At 69.5% G+C, this 18,578-nt stretch carries 16 protein-coding genes; 8 read left to right on the top strand and 8 right to left on the bottom strand.

The genetic code is table 11. The annotated features are described in order from the left end of the window. Window positions 1-20: 20 nt before the first annotated feature. Window positions 21-1,025, top strand: a complete 1,005-nt coding sequence (locus FMM06_RS08315; protein WP_144236794.1) for a lysylphosphatidylglycerol synthase domain-containing protein — start codon at window positions 21-23, stop codon at window positions 1,023-1,025. Here FMM06_RS08315 and FMM06_RS08310 read toward each other — a convergent pair. Beyond that, window positions 949-1,590 carry an MOSC domain-containing protein gene (locus FMM06_RS08310; RefSeq protein WP_185965102.1) on the bottom strand — a complete coding sequence of 214 codons (642 nt, stop codon included), beginning with the start codon at window positions 1,588-1,590 and terminating at the stop codon, window positions 949-951. The two genes, FMM06_RS08315 and FMM06_RS08310, sit on opposite strands and share 77 nt — an antisense overlap. 299 nt (window positions 1,591-1,889) lie before the next feature. Here FMM06_RS08310 and FMM06_RS08305 point away from each other — a divergent pair, with 299 nt between their 5' ends. After that, complete coding sequence (locus tag FMM06_RS08305) at window positions 1,890-2,663, top strand: SDR family NAD(P)-dependent oxidoreductase (protein ID WP_144236792.1); 774 nt, start codon at window positions 1,890-1,892, stop codon at window positions 2,661-2,663. A gap of 1 nt (window position 2,664) precedes the next feature. Here FMM06_RS08305 and FMM06_RS08300 read toward each other — a convergent pair whose 3' ends face one another. Beyond that, window positions 2,665-3,363 carry an SIMPL domain-containing protein gene (locus FMM06_RS08300; RefSeq protein ID WP_235889166.1) on the bottom strand — a complete coding sequence of 233 codons (699 nt, stop codon included), beginning with the start codon at window positions 3,361-3,363 and terminating at the stop codon, window positions 2,665-2,667. A 112-nt stretch (window positions 3,364-3,475) separates the two neighbouring features. Beyond that, window positions 3,476-3,733, bottom strand: a complete 258-nt coding sequence (locus tag FMM06_RS08295) for a GlsB/YeaQ/YmgE family stress response membrane protein (protein WP_144236790.1) — start codon at window positions 3,731-3,733, stop codon at window positions 3,476-3,478. Window positions 3,734-3,898: 165 nt separating this feature from the next. On the opposite strand from FMM06_RS08295, the gene FMM06_RS08290 reads away from it, so the two are divergent. The 4 genes from FMM06_RS08290 to FMM06_RS08275 are packed head-to-tail and all read left to right on the top strand — an operon-like array spanning window position 3,899 to window position 10,747. Then, the gene (locus FMM06_RS08290; RefSeq protein ID WP_144236789.1) at window positions 3,899-5,074 is read left to right on the top strand and encodes an efflux RND transporter periplasmic adaptor subunit; all 1,176 of its coding nucleotides are present in this window, start codon (window positions 3,899-3,901) and stop codon (window positions 5,072-5,074) included. 16 nt (window positions 5,075-5,090) lie between these two features. After that, window positions 5,091-8,171 carry an efflux RND transporter permease subunit gene (locus FMM06_RS08285; RefSeq protein ID WP_144236788.1) on the top strand — a complete coding sequence of 1,027 codons (3,081 nt, stop codon included), beginning with the start codon at window positions 5,091-5,093 and terminating at the stop codon, window positions 8,169-8,171. 13 nt (window positions 8,172-8,184) lie between these two features. Further along, window positions 8,185-9,600, top strand: coding sequence for a DUF445 domain-containing protein (locus FMM06_RS08280; RefSeq protein WP_185965101.1), 1,416 nt, complete (start codon window positions 8,185-8,187; stop codon window positions 9,598-9,600). A gap of 46 nt (window positions 9,601-9,646) precedes the next feature. Continuing rightward, window positions 9,647-10,747, top strand: coding sequence for an alpha/beta fold hydrolase (locus FMM06_RS08275; RefSeq protein ID WP_185965100.1), 1,101 nt, complete (start codon window positions 9,647-9,649; stop codon window positions 10,745-10,747). Between the two features lie 59 nt (window positions 10,748-10,806). Here the strand turns inward: FMM06_RS08275 and FMM06_RS08270 are convergent, their stop codons facing one another. After that, on the bottom strand, window positions 10,807-12,006 hold the full coding sequence (locus tag FMM06_RS08270) for a pyridoxal phosphate-dependent aminotransferase (protein ID WP_144237152.1): 1,200 nt from the start codon (window positions 12,004-12,006) through the stop codon (window positions 10,807-10,809). A 29-nt stretch (window positions 12,007-12,035) separates the two neighbouring features. After that, complete coding sequence (gene pabB, locus FMM06_RS08265) at window positions 12,036-13,826, bottom strand: aminodeoxychorismate synthase component I (protein WP_144236785.1); 1,791 nt, start codon at window positions 13,824-13,826, stop codon at window positions 12,036-12,038. Window positions 13,827-13,890: 64 nt separating this feature from the next. Between pabB and FMM06_RS08260 the strand changes: the two genes are divergently transcribed. Then, entirely contained in the window at window positions 13,891-15,807 is a 1,917-nt protein-coding gene (locus FMM06_RS08260; RefSeq protein ID WP_144236784.1) for a S9 family peptidase, read from the top strand. Further along, window positions 15,807-16,133 (top strand): ribose-phosphate pyrophosphokinase, encoded by a 327-nt coding sequence (locus tag FMM06_RS08255; RefSeq protein WP_144236783.1) that lies wholly within the window; start codon window positions 15,807-15,809, stop codon window positions 16,131-16,133. The genes FMM06_RS08260 and FMM06_RS08255 overlap by 1 nt, the downstream gene beginning before the upstream one ends. On the opposite strand, the gene FMM06_RS08250 is transcribed toward FMM06_RS08255, so the two are convergent. From FMM06_RS08250 to FMM06_RS08240, 3 genes are read right to left on the bottom strand one after another with little or no spacing between them, the layout of a single operon-like run. After that, the gene (locus FMM06_RS08250; RefSeq protein WP_185965099.1) at window positions 16,130-16,642 is read right to left on the bottom strand and encodes a GNAT family N-acetyltransferase; all 513 of its coding nucleotides are present in this window, start codon (window positions 16,640-16,642) and stop codon (window positions 16,130-16,132) included. The genes FMM06_RS08255 and FMM06_RS08250 overlap by 4 nt on opposite strands. Continuing rightward, window positions 16,612-17,571 carry a KPN_02809 family neutral zinc metallopeptidase gene (gene ypfJ / locus FMM06_RS08245; protein WP_144236782.1) on the bottom strand — a complete coding sequence of 320 codons (960 nt, stop codon included), beginning with the start codon at window positions 17,569-17,571 and terminating at the stop codon, window positions 16,612-16,614. The genes FMM06_RS08250 and ypfJ overlap by 31 nt, the downstream gene beginning before the upstream one ends. A gap of 29 nt (window positions 17,572-17,600) precedes the next feature. After that, window positions 17,601-18,566, bottom strand: coding sequence for a S1/P1 nuclease (locus FMM06_RS08240; RefSeq protein ID WP_144236781.1), 966 nt, complete (start codon window positions 18,564-18,566; stop codon window positions 17,601-17,603). Between the last annotated feature and the right edge of the window lie 12 nt (window positions 18,567-18,578).

The following is an 18,578-nucleotide window of genomic DNA, read 5'->3' as shown; positions in this document are numbered from 1 at the left end:
CGCGGCATTGAGGAGCGGGTGTGGAATCCAAGCTGAAGAGTAATGTCGGTCAGTGGATTTGGGCCGTGCTCGGGCTCGTCGTACTGGGACTTGCGATCTGGGGCATCACCCTGATCGCTGGCCAGGTGACGATCGAGGAGATCAAGGCCGACATCGCCGCGACGCCGACGCACCTGCTGATCCTCGCGGCGCTGTCGGCGGCAGCCTCCTATGTCGTGCTGGTCTTCTACGACTGGCTGGCGCTGACCCACCTCGGCTACCGGCCGTCGTGGGGGACGATGGCGGCGGCATCGTTCGGCAGCTTCACCATGTCGCACACGCTGGGCCTGACCGTGCTGACCGGCGGCACGGTGCGCTACCGCATGTACACCCGCGTCGGGGTGCGGCCGCTCGACGTCGCGATGATCATCGCGCTGTGCGGCTGGACCTTCTGGCTGGGCATCATCGCGGTGGCCGGCGTGGGCCTGCTGCTGGCACCTGATCTGGCGGCGGCGTTCAAGGGCATCGCGCCGCAGGCCGAGCGCTGGGCGGGTGTCATCCTGGTCGCGGCGACCGTCGCCTATACCGTTCTGGCGTTCGTGTGGCGGAAGCCACTCAAGATCTGGAAGTACACCTTTTATCTGCCGAGCGGCCGCGCGACGCTGGCGCAGATCGCCGTCGGTGCGGTCGATCTCGCCTTCGCGGGTGGTGCGCTCTACCTGCTGCTGCCCGAGATCGGTACGCCGGGGCTGCTCACCGTGTTGACCATCTATGCGGTCGCGATGGTCGTCGGCGCGCTCAGCCATGCGCCGGGCGGGCTGGGGGTGTTCGAACTGGTCATCGTCGCGCTGCTGCCGCTGGTCGACAAGGCGGGCGTGCTCGCCGCGCTGGTGCTGTTCCGGGTGATCTACACCTACATTCCGTTCCTGCTCGGGCTGCTCGTCATCGGCTGGACCGAGTGGGTGGCGCTCAGGGCGCGTCGTGCCGGAGTGCCGCCAGTTGACGCAAGGCGCGTGCCTGCCAGTTCTCCGCCAGTCCTTCCATAGCGACGATCTCGCGCAGCACCTCGGCTCCCATCGCGCGCGCCGCGATGATCCCGGCAAAGCGCGCCACCGACCAGTCGGGGTTGGGCCGCTCGACGAGCGAATGCGCGTCGCCGGCGCCGATCGCGCCGCTCTCGACGACGCGGTAGTACCAGCCGCAGAAGCCGTTGCGCGTCATGGCGCGGATCAGTCGCGGCTCGTCGAACGCCAGCCCCAGCTTGAAGCACGGCAGGCGCGGCTGGGTGACCTGCAATAGCGCGCCGCCGACGCGGATCCGGTCGCCGATATGGACGGCGTCCTCGTCGATGCCCTCGACCGCCAGATTCTCGCCCATCGATCCCGCGACCAGCCGGTCGGCGAGGTGCGGAAACTCGGCTGCCCACGCCGGATAGCGCGACAGCGGATAGCCATAAACCGCCTTGTCGGGTCCGCCGTGGACGTTGAGGTCGGCCTGCGCATCGCCGGTCAGGCCCAGCGTACGCGCTATGACCGGATGGTCGACCGCGGTCTTTCGAAAGCCCGAAGGCGTGCCCTGTGGCCCCAGCGGCGCAATTTTCCCGACATGCACTGCGGTGACGAAAACCGGGCTTGCATTCACGAGTCAGTGATCCGACATTGGCGTCGGTGTTCAACTAAACGGAAGGAGGTGGTCCAGTGTCTCATTGCTCCAAGTCGGGAACTGGTTTTGCGACGCGCGGGTACGAGGTGGTCGCGCTGTAACGCCTCACTTCCGGTTCCTGACCGGCAATGGAAGGGCCGTCGTGGTGGAAGCCGCGGCGGCCCTTCGATTATGCGCCGCATGTGGCGGGCTTGCCGCAGCCGGACCGTCACGATTAGGGTTGCCGCGTCCATTTTGAGGAAGCTGCGATGATCCCTGAACTTTTCGACCTTACTGGCCAGACCGCGCTGATCACCGGCTCGTCGCGCGGCATCGGCAAGGCAATCGCCCACCGCATGGCCGAGCACGGTGCCAATGTCGTGGTCAGCAGCCGCAAGGCCGATGTCTGCGACGCCGCAGTCGCCGAGATCAACGCCGCGGTCGGCCGCGAGGCGGCGGTCGCGATCCCCGCCAACATCGCCGACCGCGAGGGGCTGCAGCGCCTCGTCGACGGCACGGTCGAGCGCTTCGGCCAGATCGACGCGCTGGTCTGCAACGCCGCGTCGAACCCCTATTTCGGACCGTCGGCCGGGATCAGCGACGAACAGTTCGGCAAGGTCCTGCAGAACAACATCATCAGCAATCACTGGCTGATCTCGATGGTCGTGCCGGCGATGCGGGCGCGCAAGGGCGGCAGCGTGACGATCATCTCGTCGGTCGCTGGACTGAAGGCGTCGACGGTGATCGGCGCATACGGCATCTCGAAGGCCGCGGACATGCAGCTCGCGCGCAACCTCGCGGCCGAATATGGGCCCGACAACGTACGCGTGAACTGCATCGCGCCGGGCCTCATCCGCACCGATTTCGCCAAGGTGCTGATCGAGACGCCCGCGATCATCGACGCTGCCCTCGGCGGCACGCCGCTCCGCCGCGTCGGCATTCCCGACGAGATCGCCGGCATGGCGGTGCTGCTCGCCAGCAAGGCGGGCGGCTTCGCGACGGGGCAGTGCTTCGTCATCGACGGCGGCGCGACGGTGGTTTGAGTTACGGCTCCACCTCGAAGCTCATCGTCACCGTTACCGACAGCGTGACCTCGCCGGGGGCGACGGGGGTGTCGGCCTCCATCTTGGCGCGCATCGCCATCATCGGCTGGGGGCGGCCTTCGTAGCCCTGCTGCTCGGTGATGCTCAGGACGCGCTTGATCTTCACGCCGGTCGCCTTGGCGTAGAGGTCGGCGCGCGCCTTAACCGTCGCGACCGCCTGCAGCCGTGCCTCGTCGAGCGCGGCGGCATCATTGTCGACGCGGAAGTTGGGGCCGTTGAGCTGGTTCGCGCCGACCGACACGAGGGTGTCGAGCAGGCGACCGACATCGGCCAGCTTGCGCAGCCGCAGCGTCACGGTGTTGCTCGCCTGGTAACCGGTCAGCACGGGCGGCTGGTTCTGGTCGTAGCGATACTGGGGCTGCAGGCTGATGCCTGCGGTCTGGATGTCGCGCTCGGCGATCCCGGCGCGGCGGATCGCGGCGACGACCGCGGTCATCTTGGTCGCATTTTCGGTCATCGCACCCTGCGCTGTCGGGGCGGTGGTCACGACGCCGCCGCTCATCTCGGCGAGGTCGGGGGTACGCAGCGAGCGGCCCTCGGCGGACAGGGTCAGCGTCGGGACCGGAGCGGTCAGCACGACCTGCGCGGCGGCGGGCAGAGCGATCAGCGGGGCGGCAAACAGAACAGGCAGTCGGAACATGGGCATCTCCTCGTTACGCCCCTGGTTGCACAGCACAGCGTGCACGCAGAATGAACAACGGCGGGAGGTTGCCCTCCCGCCGTCATCCGTTCTTCGAAAGAGCCGCGCGTGATTAGACGGTGCGGTTCTTGTTGATCAGGCGGTACAGCGCCAGCAGGATGATCGCGCCGACGATCGCCATGATGAAGCCGGCACCTTCGCCGTCGGCGTACCAGCCGAGCTGGCGACCGATGAACGACATCAGCAGTGCACCCGCGACGCCGATCAGCATCGTGACGAAAATGCCGCCCGGATCGCGGCCTGGCATGATGAACTTGGCGATGGCTCCGGCGATGAGGCCGATGATTGCAGCCCAGAGAAGACTTAGCATGTGAGAACCCTTGTTGGTCGGTGTGGCGGCTTAACCGCTATCGTCATCAAACGTTCCGGAGACGTTCGCGCGGCTTCGCAAATCGCCATATTCACGCTATACCGCGCTTGCGAGCAGTGCATTACGTGTGTAATACAGCCGCATTCAATCTGAGCGGGCGACGTAATGAACATGCAGACGCCGATTTCACCCGAGCATGCGACGCCCTACGAGCTGGGCGCGCGTGACGGGGCGTCGCCGCGGCGGTCGCGGCTGTGGCTGATCGTGGCCCTGGTGATCATCGCTGCGCTGGTCGCGACCTGGGCTTTGTTCGGCCGCGCCAAGCCGCCGGTCGCGGAGGCGCCCAAGCTGCCGCAGGTCACCGTCGTCGTGCCGGGCGCCAGTGCCGTCGCCGACGAAGTCCGCGTTACGGGGTCGATCGCGGCACGCCGCGACATGCCGGTCGGCGTACAGGGCGAGGGCGGGCTGGTGACGCGCGTGCTCGTCGATGCCGGGCAGTTCGTGCGCCGGGGGCAGGTCCTCGCCAGCATCGATCGCAGCGTGCAGGTCCAGCAGGTCGCCGCGATGGCGGCGGGTATCCGCACCGCCCGGGCCGACGCCGCGCTGGCGCAGGCCGAGCTCGACCGCGCCGCCAAGCTGGTTTCGAAGGGTTTCATCTCCAAGGCCGACATCGACCGCAAGACGGCGACGCGCGACGCCAATCTGGCGCGCGTCAGCGTCGCGCAGGCGCAGCTGGGCGAGATGCAGGCACGGGTCGCGCGCCTCGATGTCCGCGCTCCGGCGGCGGGGCTGGTGCTGGCGCGCAGCGTCGAGGCCGGCCAGGTCGTCGGCGCCGGCGGTGCCCCGCTGTTCCGCATCGCCGAGGGTGGGGTTCTCGAAATGCGTGCCCAGGTCGCCGAACAGGACATGGCGCGGCTGAAGACCGGGTTGCCCGCGTCGGTGCGCCCGGTCGGGTCGACGACCGACTATCGCGGCCGCATCTGGCTGCTCGACCCGGTCATCGACGTCGCCAGCCGCCAGGGCATCGCGCGCATCGCGCTCGCCTATTCGCCGGGCCTGCGCGTCGGCGCCTTCGCCAACGCCTCGATCGCGGCGGGTGAGACGACGCAGCCGCTATTGCCGCAGTCCGCGATCCAGGTCGACGGCGAGGGCAGCTATGTCTATGTCGTCAATGCCGACAACACCGTTGCGCGCCGCCCGATCGTCCAGGGTCGGGTCAGCGACACCGGCGTCGGCATCACGCGCGGGTTGAGCGGAAACGAGAAGGTCGTGGTCAGCGCCGGTGCCTTCCTGAAGCCCGGCGAGAAGGTGGTTCCCGTCGCAGCCGCCCGTGCCCGCTAAGGCTGGAGCTTAGACCATGCGCAACATCTCCAGCTGGGCGATCAAGAACCCGATCGTACCGATCGTTCTGTTCGTCATGCTGACGCTGGCGGGCATCGTCAGCTTCATGACGATGGACGTCAACGGCCAGCCGGAGATCGACTTTCCCGCCGCCACCGTGATCGTCGCGCAGCCCGGCGCCGCGCCAAGCGAGCTCGAGACCCAGGTCACCCAGCGTATCGAGGCCGCGGTGCGCGGCATCAACGGCGTCGACGAGATCAGCAGCTACGTCAGCGAGGGCCAGTCGCGGACCAACGTCCAGTTCGCGATCGGCACGCCGGTCGACCGCGGCGTCACCGACGTGCGCGATGCGGTCGCCAACATCCGCAGCCAGCTGCCCGACGGCATCCTTGAGCCCCAAGTCGTTCGCGTCGATTTTTCGGGCGGGCCGATCGCCTATATGTCGGTCGAAGCGGTCGACATGACGCTCGAAGAGCTCAGCTGGTACGTCGACAACACCGTCGCCAAGCGCCTGTTGTCGCTGCCCGGCATGGCCGGCGTGCGCCGTTCGGGCGGTGTCAGCCGGGAGATCCGCGTCGTCCTCGACCCCGTGCGCCTCCAGTCGTACGGACTGACGGCGAGCCAGGTCAACGCCCAGCTCCGCCAAGTCAATTTGAACGCCGCCGGCGGCCGGACCGAGATCGCGGGCTCCGAGCAGGCGGTGCGCGTGCTGGGCAATGCCAGCAATGCCTACGGCCTCGGCGAGACCCAGATCTCGACCGGCGGCGGCCGCACGATCCGCCTCTCGGACATCGCCACGGTGCGCGACAGCTACGCCGAGCAGCGCAGCATCGCCAAGATGAACGGCCGCCAGGTGCTGAGCTTCGCCGTCGAGAAGGCGAAGGGCGCGTCGGACGTCGAGGTCTATGACGCCGCGATGAAGGAGATGGCCGAGCTTGCCAAGGAGAACCCCAAGGTCAAGTTCACGCAGCTGTTCACCACGGTCGATTACACCAAGGGTCAGTACAAGGCCGCGATCGAGGCGATGGTCGAGGGCGCGGTGCTCGCGGTCATCGTCGTGTTCCTGTTCCTGCGCGACTGGCGCGCGACGCTGATCTCCGCGCTGGCGATCCCGCTGTCGGCGATCCCGGCGTTCTGGCTGATGGACCTGATGGGGTTTACCCTGAACACGCTCAGCCTGCTGGCGCTGAGCCTCGTCGCGGGCGTGCTCGTCGACGATGCGATCGTCGAGATCGAGAATATCGTGCGGCATATGCGGATGGGCAAATCGGCCTATCAAGCGTCGATGGATGCCGCCGACGAGATCGGTCTCGCGGTGTTCGCGACGACCATGGCGATCGTCGCGGTGTTCCTGCCGGTTGGGCTGATGCCCGGCATCTCCGGCCAGTTCTTCAAGAACTTCGGTTTCACCGTCGTCGTCTCGGTGCTGCTCAGCCTCGCCGTCGCGCGCCTGATCACACCGATGATCGCCGCCTTCTTCCTGAAGGCACACGGCCAGGCCGAACATGGCGAGGGCGCGTGGGTCCATCAGTACATGAAGCTGCTGCGCTGGACCCTGCGCCACCGCTGGAAGACGATGGGCATCGGCGCGCTTGCATTGGTCGCGACCGTGGTCAGCTATGCGACCCTGCCGGTCACCTTCCAGCCCAATATCGACACCGACTATAGCCAGATCAAGATCGAGATGCCGCCGGGCACGACCCTGGCGCAGACCGAGGCGGTCGCCGATCGCGTCGCCGCAATGGTCAAGGGGTCGCCGGTCGTCGAGGCGGCATTCGCCGACATCAACGTCGGCAGCGAGAGCAACCTGTTTCTGACGCTTGCCAAGAACCGGCCGACGTCGAGCGTCGAGTTCGAGCGGGCATTCGCGCCGAAGCTGCAGTCGATCCCCGACGCGCGCGTGTCCTTCCAGTCGCAGAGCGGCGGCGGGTTCGGCCGTGACATGTCGATCGTGCTTGCGGGTGACGATCCCGAGGTCCTCGCGGAGACGGCGAACCGTGCGGTGCGCGAGATGCGTGCGCTGCCCGAGTTGCGCCAGGTGCGCATCGAGGGCGACGTCCGCCGCCCCGAGATCACCATCAAGCCGAACTTCGACATCGCCGCGCAGCTCGGCGTGACGACGGCCGCCCTCAGCCAGACGATCCGCATCGCGACGCTGGGGGACATCGACCAGAACGTCGCCAAGTTCTCGCTGTCGGACCGCCAGATCCCGATCCGCGTCGCGCTCGGCGAGGAATCGCGGCGTACGCTCGACACGATCGAGAACCTGCCGGTGCCGACGGCATCCGGCGGGTCGGTGCCGCTCAAGGTCGTGGCGGACATCAGCTTCGGCGCCGGTGCGACCGAACTGCGCCGCTTCAATCAGCAGCGCCGTGTCGTCATCGGTGCCGACCTGGCGCCCGGTCTGGTCAGCGGTGACGCGCAGCCGAAGATCGACGCATTGCCGGCGCTCTCGAAGCTTCCGCAGGGTGTCGAGAAGGTCCGCTTCGGCGAGCAGAAGTGGCAAGCCGAGCTGTTCCTCAACTTCATCCTTGCGGTCGTCGCCGGCGTGCTGCTGGTGTTCGCGGTGCTGGTGCTGCTGTACAAGCGGGTGCTGCCGCCTTTCGTCAACATGGGGTCGCTGCTGCTCGCCCCGCTCGGCGGCGCCATCGCGCTTCACCTGACGGGCAACGTCATCTCGCTCCCGGTGTTCATCGGGCTGCTGATGCTGCTCGGCATCGTCGCCAAGAACTCGATCCTGCTAGTCGATTTCGCGATCGAGGAGATGGACAAGGGCACCGGTCGCTTCGAGGCGATCATGGAGGCGGGGCACAAGCGCGTGCAGCCGATCGTCATGACGACCGTCGCGATGGTCGCGGGCATGCTGCCGATCGCGCTGTCGCTGTCGGGCGACGGCAGCTGGAATTCGCCGATGGGCATCGTCGTGATCGGCGGGCTGATCGTCTCGACCGCACTGACGCTGCTTATCGTGCCCGCCAGCTTCAGCCTGGCGATCGGTGTCGAGGAATGGCTCGCGCCGCGCCTGCGCCGCTGGTTCACCAATGGCGGCGATGTCGAGCGGCCGGCGCCGCGCCCGGCACCGTTCCCGGCGGAGTGAGTTGACAGGGGTAATGGACGCCCCCGCCAAGCATTCGCTGATCGAGAGCCCGTTCGCCCTGGTCGGCGCGACGACGCCGTTCCACCGCATGCGGCTGATCGCGACGCTCCTGCTCGTCGTCATGGCGGCGGGCTGGGTGACGGTACTGCTGCTCGTGCCGCGCTACCCCGAATGGGTCGTTCAGCTCGCCTATGCGCGCGCCTTTTTCGAAGCGGCGATGATCGGTGGGCTGGCCGACTGGTTCGCGGTCACCGCACTGTTTCGCCATCCGCTCGGCCTGCCGATCCCGCACACCGCGATCATCCCATCGAACAAGGACCGCATCGGCGACAGCCTCGCGGTCTTCCTCAAGGAGAATTTCCTGACCCCCGGCGTCGTCGCGCGGCGGCTGGAGGGGTTCGACCTCGCGGGCGCGCTCGGCCGCTGGCTGACCGCGCCGCCGACGCGCGCCGACATCAAGGCCGGGCGGCTGCGGCGGGCCTTGTCCAAGCTGTTGCTGCAGTTCGCCGATGCGCTCGACGGCGAGGTCATGGCGCAGCTGATCGGCGTGACGATCACCGACCGGCTGCGCGACCGCGCGGTGGCGCCGATGCTGGGCCGGCTGCTCCGCCCGCTGATCGACGCCGGGCGGCACGAGCCCTTCGTCGAGGCGTTGCTGATCATCGCGATGGAGTCGGTCGATGCGCGGCAGGAGGAGATCCACGCCGCCGTCGCCGCGCGCGCGCCCAAGTACATGCCGGGCTTCGTCGACCGCGGCTATGCCAAGGCGTTCATCGACGCGGTGCAGGACCATCTCTACGCGATGACCGACGATGCCGCCGACCGGCAGCGCCGCGACGCCACCGCGATCGCGCAAGGGTTCCGCGAGCGGCTGGCGGCGCTGGAGGGGCAGGGCGCACTGCCGCCGCCTCCGACGGCCTTGCTCGCATTGGGTCGTGACCACCCTGACCGGCGCGCGCTCACCGACCGGCTGCGCGCCATCGCCGACGACCTGTCGGACCCCACGAGCAACGCCGCGCGCCAGGTCGAGGCGGTGAAGCTCGAGCTGATCGACTCGCCTGCCGTCGCGGCGCTGTTCGCGTCGCTTTGGGTCTCGGTCAAGTCGATGCTGAGCGACGCGGTCGCCAACCCCGGCGACACCGGCCAGGGCCGCGTCGCGAGCGCGGCGGGGCAGGTCATCCTCGACAACACGGCGCTCGCGGACGCGATCAACACGCTGGCACGGCGCGCGGCGGTCAGCGTCGTCGGCAGCTACGGTGACGCCATCGTCCGGCTGGTCAGCGACACGATCCGCGGGTGGGACGCGGCCACCGTGACCGAGAAGCTGGAGACCGCGGTCGGGCGCGACCTGCAGTATATCCGCATCAACGGCACGGTGATCGGCGGACTGGTCGGCGTTGCGATCCATGCCGCGGCGGCGGCGTTCTGAACCGGCCTAGGCGCGGCGCGCGGGGCGTGCCAGTCTGGCGGCTATGATGATCCGGATTGCCATTATCGCCAGCGCCCTGGTTGCGGGTGGCGTGAGCGCGGCGCCCGGCGACCTCGTCGACAAGGTCCCGATCGCCGGGGCACCCGCGGGCGCGCAAGCATGGCGCATCCGCTACCGCTCGCAGGACGAGGCCGGGCGCGCGATCACCGTCAGCGGCGCGATCGTCGTCCCGCGCGGACGACCGGCGCGAGAGCGCGACATCGTCGTCTGGGCGCACGGCGCGTCGGGGGTCGCGGAAAGCTGCGGCCTGTCGGACAAGCCCGGCCTGTTCGCGCAGATCGCCGGGCTCGACGCGCTGCTCGCGGCGGGCCATGTCGTCGTCGCGCCCGACTACCAGGGGCTCGGCAACCCGGGGCCGCATCCGTTCCTCGTCGGCACCGCGGGGGCGCGGTCGGTCATCGATGCGGCGCGTGCGGCGCGCGCCATGCCGCAGGCGCGGGCGTCGGCGCGCTATGCGGTGTTCGGTGAATCGCTCGGCGGCTTTTCGGCGTTGTGGACCGCAGCGGAGGCGGCGCGGGCGCCCGAACTGACGCTGGTCGGCGTGGCGGCAGCGGCTCCGCCGACCGACCTCAAGTCCAACCTTGGCGGCGGCAGCAACGCGCTCGTCCGCGCCTTCCTGACCGCCTATACCGCGAGCAGCTGGGAGCAGGTGTACGACCTGCCGCTGACCAGCGCGGTCAAGCCCCGCACTGCGACGCTGATCCGCAACCTCGCGAAGAACTGCGTCAGCCTCGACGGCTTCAAGCTGCGCACCAAGATCGGCATGGTGCGGCTGGCGGGGCAGCTCCGGAACGTCGACCTCGCCGCCAACCCGGGCTGGGGCCGCATCATGGCGCGCAACTCAGTCCCCGCTGCGCGTCTGAACGTGCCGGTGTTCGTCTACCAAGGCGGCAAGGACGAGATCGTCGCCCCCGCCGTCACCCGCGCCTTCGTCCGCCGCCTGTGCCGCACGACTGCGGTTCGCTCCGTCACCTCACCGGCGGGCGACCACGTCAGCGCGGGCAAGGCCGCCGCACCTGACGCCGTGGCCTGGATCGGCGACCGGTTCGCGGGGAAACTCCTGCCGAGCGACTGCGCGAGGCTCTGACGTCCGAGCTTCAGCGACCGGAAGGCGAAGTTTCTTTTTTCAACTGTCCTTCGAACGCCTCAGCCCAGCCGCCCCACCGCCCGCTGGATCCGCGTGCACGCCTCCTCGAGGATCGCCTCAGACGTCGCATAGCTGATCCGGAACGCCGGCGAGCCGCCGAACGCGGCGCCGTGGACCACGGCGACGCCCTCCGTGTCGAGCAAGTACGTCGCGACCGCCTCGTCGTCGGCGAGCATCGTGCCGTCGGGGGTCGTCCTGCCGATCAGGCCGGCGCAGTCGGGGTAGACGTAGAAGGCGCCTTCGGGTGTCGGGCAGCGCAGTCCGGCGGTCTGGTTGAGCATCGAGACGACCAGGTCGCGGCGCCTGGCGAAGGCGGCGTTGCGCTCGATCAGGAACGACTGGTCGCCGTTGAGCGCGGCGACGACGGCGGCCTGAGCGATCGAGCAGGGATTGGAGGTCGACTGCGACTGGATCGTCGCCATCGCCTTGATCAGCCACTTCGGCCCGCCTGCGAACCCAATCCGCCAGCCGGTCATCGCGTACGCCTTCGACGCACCGTTGACCGTCAGCGTGCGGTCGTACAGCGCGGGTTCGACCTGCGCCATCGTCGCGAACTCGAACCCGTCATAGACGATATGCTCGTACATATCGTCGGCGAGGATGTGGACGTGCGGGTGGCGGACGAGCACGTCGGCGAGCGCGCGCAGCTCGGCGCGACTGTACGCAGCGCCCGTCGGGTTCGACGGCGAGTTGAAGATCAGCCACTTGGTCGCCGGCGTGATCGCGGCGTCGAGCTGCGCGGGCGTCAGCTTGAAACCCTGGTCGATGCCGCACGGCACGATCACCGGCGTGCCGCCCGCGACCAGCACCATGTCGGGATAGCTGACCCAATAGGGCGCCGGGATGACGACCTCGTCGCCCGGATCGAGCGTCGCCATCATCGCGTTGAAGATCGTGTGCTTGCCGCCGACGTTGCAGCTGATCTGGTCGAGGCCGTAGTCGAGGCCGTTGTCGCGCGCGAACTTGGCCTGCACCGCGGCCTTCAGCGCGGGCGTGCCGTCGATCTGGGTATATTTGGTCTGGCCGTCGCGGATCGCCTTGATCGCGGCCTCCTTGACGAAGTCGGGCGTGTCGAAATCGGGTTCGCCCGCGCCGAGGCCGATGATGTCGCGGCCCGCGGCTTTCAGGGCAGCCGCCTTGTTGGTCACCGCGATGGTCGGCGAGGGCTTGATGCGACGGAGGGTCTGGCTGATCTGCATGGGGCCGCTCGTTACGCGGGTCTTGCGCATCAATCCAGTCGTGCAGCCATCAATCCGCGCAATGAATTGCCGATCTGGAAGCCGTTCGCGAGATCGGCGGGGGTGAGGCGCGCTTCGACGGCCTCGCCGCTGGCGATGAGTTCGGCGCGCATGATGCCGGGGAGAAGGCCGTCGGTGAGCGGCGGGGTCAACATCACGCCGTCGCGGCGCACGAACAGCGAGGTGAAGCTGCCCTCGGTTAGGTAGCCGTCGGGGCGGACGAACAGGACTTCGAACGCGCCCGATGCGCGGCGGGCCGCGTCGTAGAAGTCGCGGTCGCCGGTTTTGTGGCGCAGGCGCCAGTCGTCTGCGGGCACGGGGAGGGGGGTGAGGACGACGCGCACCGGCTCGGTCGGGGGCGGGGGGAGGGGGGAGATCTGGACCGCGACCGCGCCGGTGGTGGAGACGAGGAGCCTAACCCTGACATCGTCATCCCGGCGAAAGCGGGGACTCATCTCCTGCAGGTCAAGAGATGGGTCCCGGCTTACGCCGGGATGACGATAAAGAGCAGCTTCAAGCGCCGTCTCCACGGCTGCTGTATCGTAACGCACCTCCAGAAACGCCGCACTCGTCGCCAGCCGCGCCAGATGCAGTTCGCGCCGCGCGATCACGCCCCCCTCGCACCTCATCGTTTCGATCAGGTCGACCGCGCGCGGCGTGCGCGACAGGAACGCCGCCTTGGCCAGCGCTTCGGCCCATTCGGCGTCGGCGCGGCTGTCGGCGACGATGCCGCCGCCCAACCCCAGCCGCGCGCCGTCCGCCTGCATCGTCAGCGTGCGGATCGCGACATTGAAGTGCGCGTCGCCATCTGCCCGCAGTGCGCCGATGCTGCCGGTGTACGCCTCGCGCGCCTCGGCCTCGACCTCGGCGATGATCGCCATGGCGCGCAGCTTGGGCGCGCCGGTGATCGACCCGCACGGGAACAGCGCGGTCAGCACGTCGACGGCGTCGACGTCCCCGCGCGCCGTCGCGGTGACGGTCGAGGTCATCTGCAGCACGGTCGGATAGCGCTCGACCTCGAACAGCGCGGGCACGCGCACGCTGCCGGGTTCGGCGACGCGCGACAGGTCGTTGCGCAGCAGGTCGACGATCATCAGATTCTCGGCGCGGTTCTTGGGGTCCGCCGCAAGCGCCGCCGCGCCCGCCTCGTCGAGTTCTGCGGTCGGCCCGCGCGGCGCGGTGCCCTTCATCGGCCGCGTCGTCAGCGTGCGGTCCGAAAGATCGAAGAACAGCTCGGGCGACAGGCTGACCAGCCAGGCGCTGCCGGTGTGGACCAGCGCGCCGTACGGCGCCTGCTGCGCCGCGCGCAGCCGCCGGAACAGCGCCAGCGGATGCCCGCGTGTCGCGACATGCGCGGCGAAAGTCGCGTTCGCCTGATAAATGTCGCCCGCCGCGATATAGTCGGCGATGCGCGTCAGCATCGCGTCATAGGCGGCTCGGTCGATCGCCGGGGCGACCGGCCCGACGTGCGCCGGACCAACGTCGAGCAGCGCGTCGATCTGCGCGGCACCAAGGGTCTCGACCCGCTCGAACTGCCCGAACCACAGCAGTGGCGACGGAACGCCGCGCGGCGCCGGCAGCGACGCGTCAAGCGCATAGCCCGCCTCGTACGCCAGATACCCCGCGCGATCGCCGCCCAGCGCCCGCAGCGCCGACAGCGCGGGCACGACCTCGGCCAGCGCGTCGGCGCGCACCGTCGCCGCCAGCCCGTGGAACAGCGTGGCGCGGCCCGCCCGCGCGTCGTCGAGCAGCACGAAGGGTAGGGTGGGATCGAAGGCCATGGCTTGCCCGGGGCCTCTGCCACGGCTAGCCAAGACCCGCGAGAAAATTGGGGAGGATGTGACGATGCGGCGGATGATCTTGCTGGCGGCGACGATGTTGGCAGGGGCCGCGCAGGCGCAGGTGCCGACGATCCCCAAGCCCGCCGCGATCACCGCCGACGGCATCCCCGCGCTGCCCGAGAGCCTGCGCGCCGCGACGCAGCCCTATCTCGAATCGCGCACTGCCGGCGTGCTCGGCTGGAACCCGAAGACGCGCGGCCTGCTGATCGCGACGCGCTTCGGCAACGCCGCGCAGCTGCACGAGGTCGCGCGGCCCGGCGGCGCGCGCACGCAGATCAGCTTCGAGGCCGAGCCCGTGGTGCGCGCGGCCTACGCGCCGCGCAGCGGTGACACTTTGCTGGTGTCGAAGGACATCGGCGGCGGCGAGTTCTTCCAGCTGTTCACGCTTGCGAACGGCCGTCTGACGATGCTGACCGACGGCAAGAGCCGCAACGACGGCGGCACGTGGAGCCCCGACGGCAAGCTCGTCGCCTATACCAGCACGCGTCGCGACGGCACCGCGAGCGACATCTACGTCATCGACCCCCGCGACGCGAAGACCGACCGCATGGTCCTGCAGGTCAAGGAGAACGGCTGGAACGTCGAGGATATCGCGCCCGGCAATGCGAAGGCGCTGGTGTCGCGCGGCGTGTCGATCGAACAGTCGGAGCTGTTCGAGCTCGACCTCGCATCGGGCAAGCTGACGCGCCTGACGCCCGAGGGCGCGAAGGTCGCGTGGGGGTCGGCGCAATACGGCACCGACGGCACGATCTATGTCACCACCGACCTCGACAGCGACGTGCAGCGCCTCGGCAAGCTGGGCCGCGACGGCAAGTTCACCGCGCTGACCCCGCCGGGCAAATGGGATGTCGAGGGCTTCGACATCGCCGACGACGGCAGCTTCATCGCCTATGTCGTCAACGAGAACGGCGCGTCGAAGCTGCGCCTGCTCGACGTCAAGTCGGGGCGTATCCGCGAGCCCAAGCTGCCCGCCGGCGTCATCGGCGGCATCGAGATCGCGCCGTGGGGCGACATCGCCTTCAGCCTCGACAGCGCGCGCTCGCCCGCCGACGCCTGGGTGGTCGACCCGAAGACTCTTGCCGCGACGCGCTGGACGTTCAGCGAGACCGGCGGCCTCGACGCAACCAAGAACCGCGAGCCCGAGCTGGTGACGGTCAAGAGCTTCGACGGCGAGAGCGTGTCGGGCCTGCTGTACCGCCCCGACCCCGCCAAGTTCCCCGGCAAGCGCCCGCTGATCTTCAACATCCACGGCGGGCCCGAGGGGCAGACGCGCCCGACCTTCAAGGGCGCGACCAACTACCTGCTCGACGAACTCGGCATCGCGGTCTTCTACCCCAACGTCCGCGGCTCGACCGGCTACGGCAAGCGCTTCGTCGGCCTCGACAACGGGCCGTTCAAGCGCGAGGACTCGGTCAAGGACATCGGCGCCTTCCTCGACGTGCTGGAGAAGGACCCCGCCCTCGACAAGTCGCGCTTCGCCCAGACCGGCGGCAGCTACGGCGGCTACATGTGCTACGCCAACGCCATCCGCTATCCGCAGCGCTTCAAGGCGGCGCTGTGCGTCGTCGCGATCTCCAACTTCGTCACCTTCCTGGAGAACACCCAGTCGTACCGCCGCGACCTGCGCCGCGTCGAATACGGCGACGAGCGCATCCCCGAGCAGCGCGCCAAGCTGCTCGAGATCTCGCCGCTGACCCGCATCGGCGAGATCAAGGTGCCGCTGTTCATCGTCACCGGCGGCAACGACCCGCGCGTGCCCGCCAGCGAGGCCGAGCAGGTCGTCAAGGCAGTGCGCGGCAACGGCGGCACGGTCTGGCACATGCTGGCGGCCGACGAGGGCCACGGCTTCCGCAAGAAGGTCAACACCGACTACAACTTCTGGGCCACGCTGACCTTCTGGCAGACCTATCTGCTGAAGTGATGGACGCCGACGTGCTGCGTGCGCTGTTGCAGGCGTCGGCGCGGGCGCGGGAGAGCGTGACGTACAGCGAGGCGCTGGCGGCGCTCGGCCATCGCTTCACGCGGCCGAAGATGCGGGCGCTGTGCGTGCTGCTCGACGACATCGACATCGCCGAGCGCGGCGCCGGGCGCCCGCCGCTCGCGGTTCTGGTGGTCCGCCAGTCGGACCGGCTGCCGGGGCAGGGCTGGTGGCTGGGGCAGCGCGGCTATGCGGGTCTGTTCACCGGCCCCGACGCGGCGGCGTGGGTGCGGGCAAGGCAGGCGGAGGCGTTCGCCGCCTGGGCCTAGCGCAAGGTCAGCAGCATCGCGCAGCGTCCGGGTAGTCTACGCTCGGCCTCCTCGGCCAGCAGCGCAACCAGCCGCGCATCGCTCGCTTCGACGAAGCCGAGGCGCGCGTAGAAGGGCGCATTCCAGGCGACGTCGCGGAAGGTCGTCAGTGTCACCGCGCTCAGCCCGCGGGCGCGCGCCTCTTCGACCGCGGTCGCGATCAACTGCCGTCCGATCCCCGCACCCTGACGATCCGGCAGTACCGCGATCTCGTCGATGTGAAGCGCGTCGCTGGCGACGGTCGCGGTCAGGAAGCCGACCAGCCCCCCATCGTCGGCAACCCACGCGGTCCCGGCCGCGATGGCTGCTGCGTGCTCCTCGGCATCCAGCACCCGGTCGTCCGCGATCCACTCGAGCCCAGGCACGGCAGCGAACGAGGCGCCCGCCGCCTGCTCGATCGCGGGCAGCAGTGCGGCATCCGCCGCAGTCGCCCGCCGGATCAGACCGCGCCGTCCGCGAACGTGTCGCACTGCTCGACCGACCCGCCGTTCAGGCCTTTGCGCAGCCACTCGACGCGCTGCGCCGACGAGCCATGGGTGAAGCTGTCGGGCACCACCGTGCCGCGCGACTGGCGCTGCAGCGTGTCGTCGCCGATCGCCTGCGCGGCGCGCACCGCCTCCTCGACATCGCCCGCCTCGAGCCGGCCGCTGGTCTTGGCCCAGACGCCCGCGAGGCAGTCGGCCTGCAGCTCCATGCGGACCTGCAGCGCGTTGCGCTGGCGCTCCGAGGCACGCGACTGCGCCGCCTTAACTTGGTCCGAGATGCCCAGCACAGTCTGGATGTGATGCCCGACCTCGTGCGCGATGACGTACGCTGCGGCCGCGTCGCCACCGGCGTTGAAGCGGTTCGCCAGCTCGTCGAAGAAGCCCTGGTCGAGGTACAGCTTGCGGTCGGCGGGGCAGTAGAACGGCCCCATCGCGGCGTCGGCGGTGCCGCAGCCCGACGTGCCGCGGCCCGAGAACAGCACCAGTGTCGGCTGCGGATACTGGCGGCCCAGCTGTGCCGGGAACAGCTTGTCCCAGACATCCTCGGTCGACCCGAGCACCTGGCGCACGAAGCGGTCGGTCGCGTCCGCCGTCGCGGGGCGCGCCACGTCCGCGGCCCCTTGCGTCTCCGCACCCGGAAAGCCGATCTGCGGCTGGTCGACCTGTGCGCCCGGCGCACTCGGTGCCCCGCCGCCGCCGAGGATGCTGCCCAGTCCGCCGCCGAAGGCGCTGAACGCCAGGATCGCGCCGACGATCAATATGCCGCCGCACCCCAGGCTGCGCCCGCCGAGCAGCATGCCGAGCAGGCCCGGCAGCAAACCGCCGCCACCCCCGCCGCCGAAGCCGAAGCCACCGCCGCCCGACCCGCGCTGGTCCTCGATATTGCCGCTCTCGCGCTGGTCGTCGAACCGCATGTACCCGTCCCCTCAGATGTTACGGGCGCTCAACGCGCAGGTGCCGCAAACGCCGCATCGAGCAGCTCCGCCAGCCGCACGCCGGCCTTCACCGCCTGCGCGCGCACCACCGGGGTCGCGGCGGCGATGTACGGCTCGTCGATATGCGCGCGCGGGCCAGCCATCGCCGCGGCGAAGGCGTCGGAGATCGGGGTCGCGCCCGGGGTCACGCCGGGCACGGCAGCGTCCGGAGCCGGGGTTGCGGGCGGCGTCGGCGCGGGCGGCAGCAGGCAGCGATCCGGATAGTTCTGCAGCTTGCCGTATGCGGTGTCCTTCGACGCCTGCCAGCTCTCGCGCGCCCAGGCCTCGACCGTGCCGCCGCGGTACGCCGCGCGCTCGGCCCGTGTGACGCGCGCGGTCACCATGGGCGGCTCGGTCAGCGCGCGCTCGGCCATCTCGGTGTCCCAGATGCGGTGCAGGTTCATGCGCGGCAGCGCCTTGTCGCCATAGTCGGCGCGCACGTCGTTGGCGCCGCGGTCGCCCTTGTCGCCGATGTGGACCGGCTGGTGCATGTCGCCGACGAAGTGGGTGACGAAGGCCAGCGCCTCGATGCGCTTCGCTAACGGCGCGCGGCGATCCTTGAGCACCGCCAACTGGCGCGGAATCTGCGCGGTCACGCAGTTGCCGTCGGGGCAGGCGGCGGCGAAGTCGAAGTCGCGGCAGACGCTGACGTTCTGGTAATGCCACGACGCGGCATAGGCATAGCGGTCGCCCAGCGAGCGCACGCAGTCGGGCCAGTACGCCGCATCCTCCAGCGTGCGCAGCGGGCACGACGGCGTGTCGACCGCCGCCGACTGGCGCAGCAGGGCGCGGATGGCACGCTTCGTCGCGGGCTTCGCCTCGGCAAAGGCGACCGCGCCGGTCAGGCGATGGGCATATTCTCCCCACGCCAGCGCGGGCGCGGGCAGGGCGGCGAGGAGGGCGGTGGCGAGGGCGGCGTGGGGTGCGAATCTCATGCCCGCCCTATC

The organism is Glacieibacterium frigidum (genome assembly GCF_007097155.1).
GTDB lineage: Bacteria > Pseudomonadota > Alphaproteobacteria > Sphingomonadales > Sphingomonadaceae > Glacieibacterium > Glacieibacterium frigidum.
This window is presented reverse-complemented; position numbering and strand designations above follow the sequence as displayed.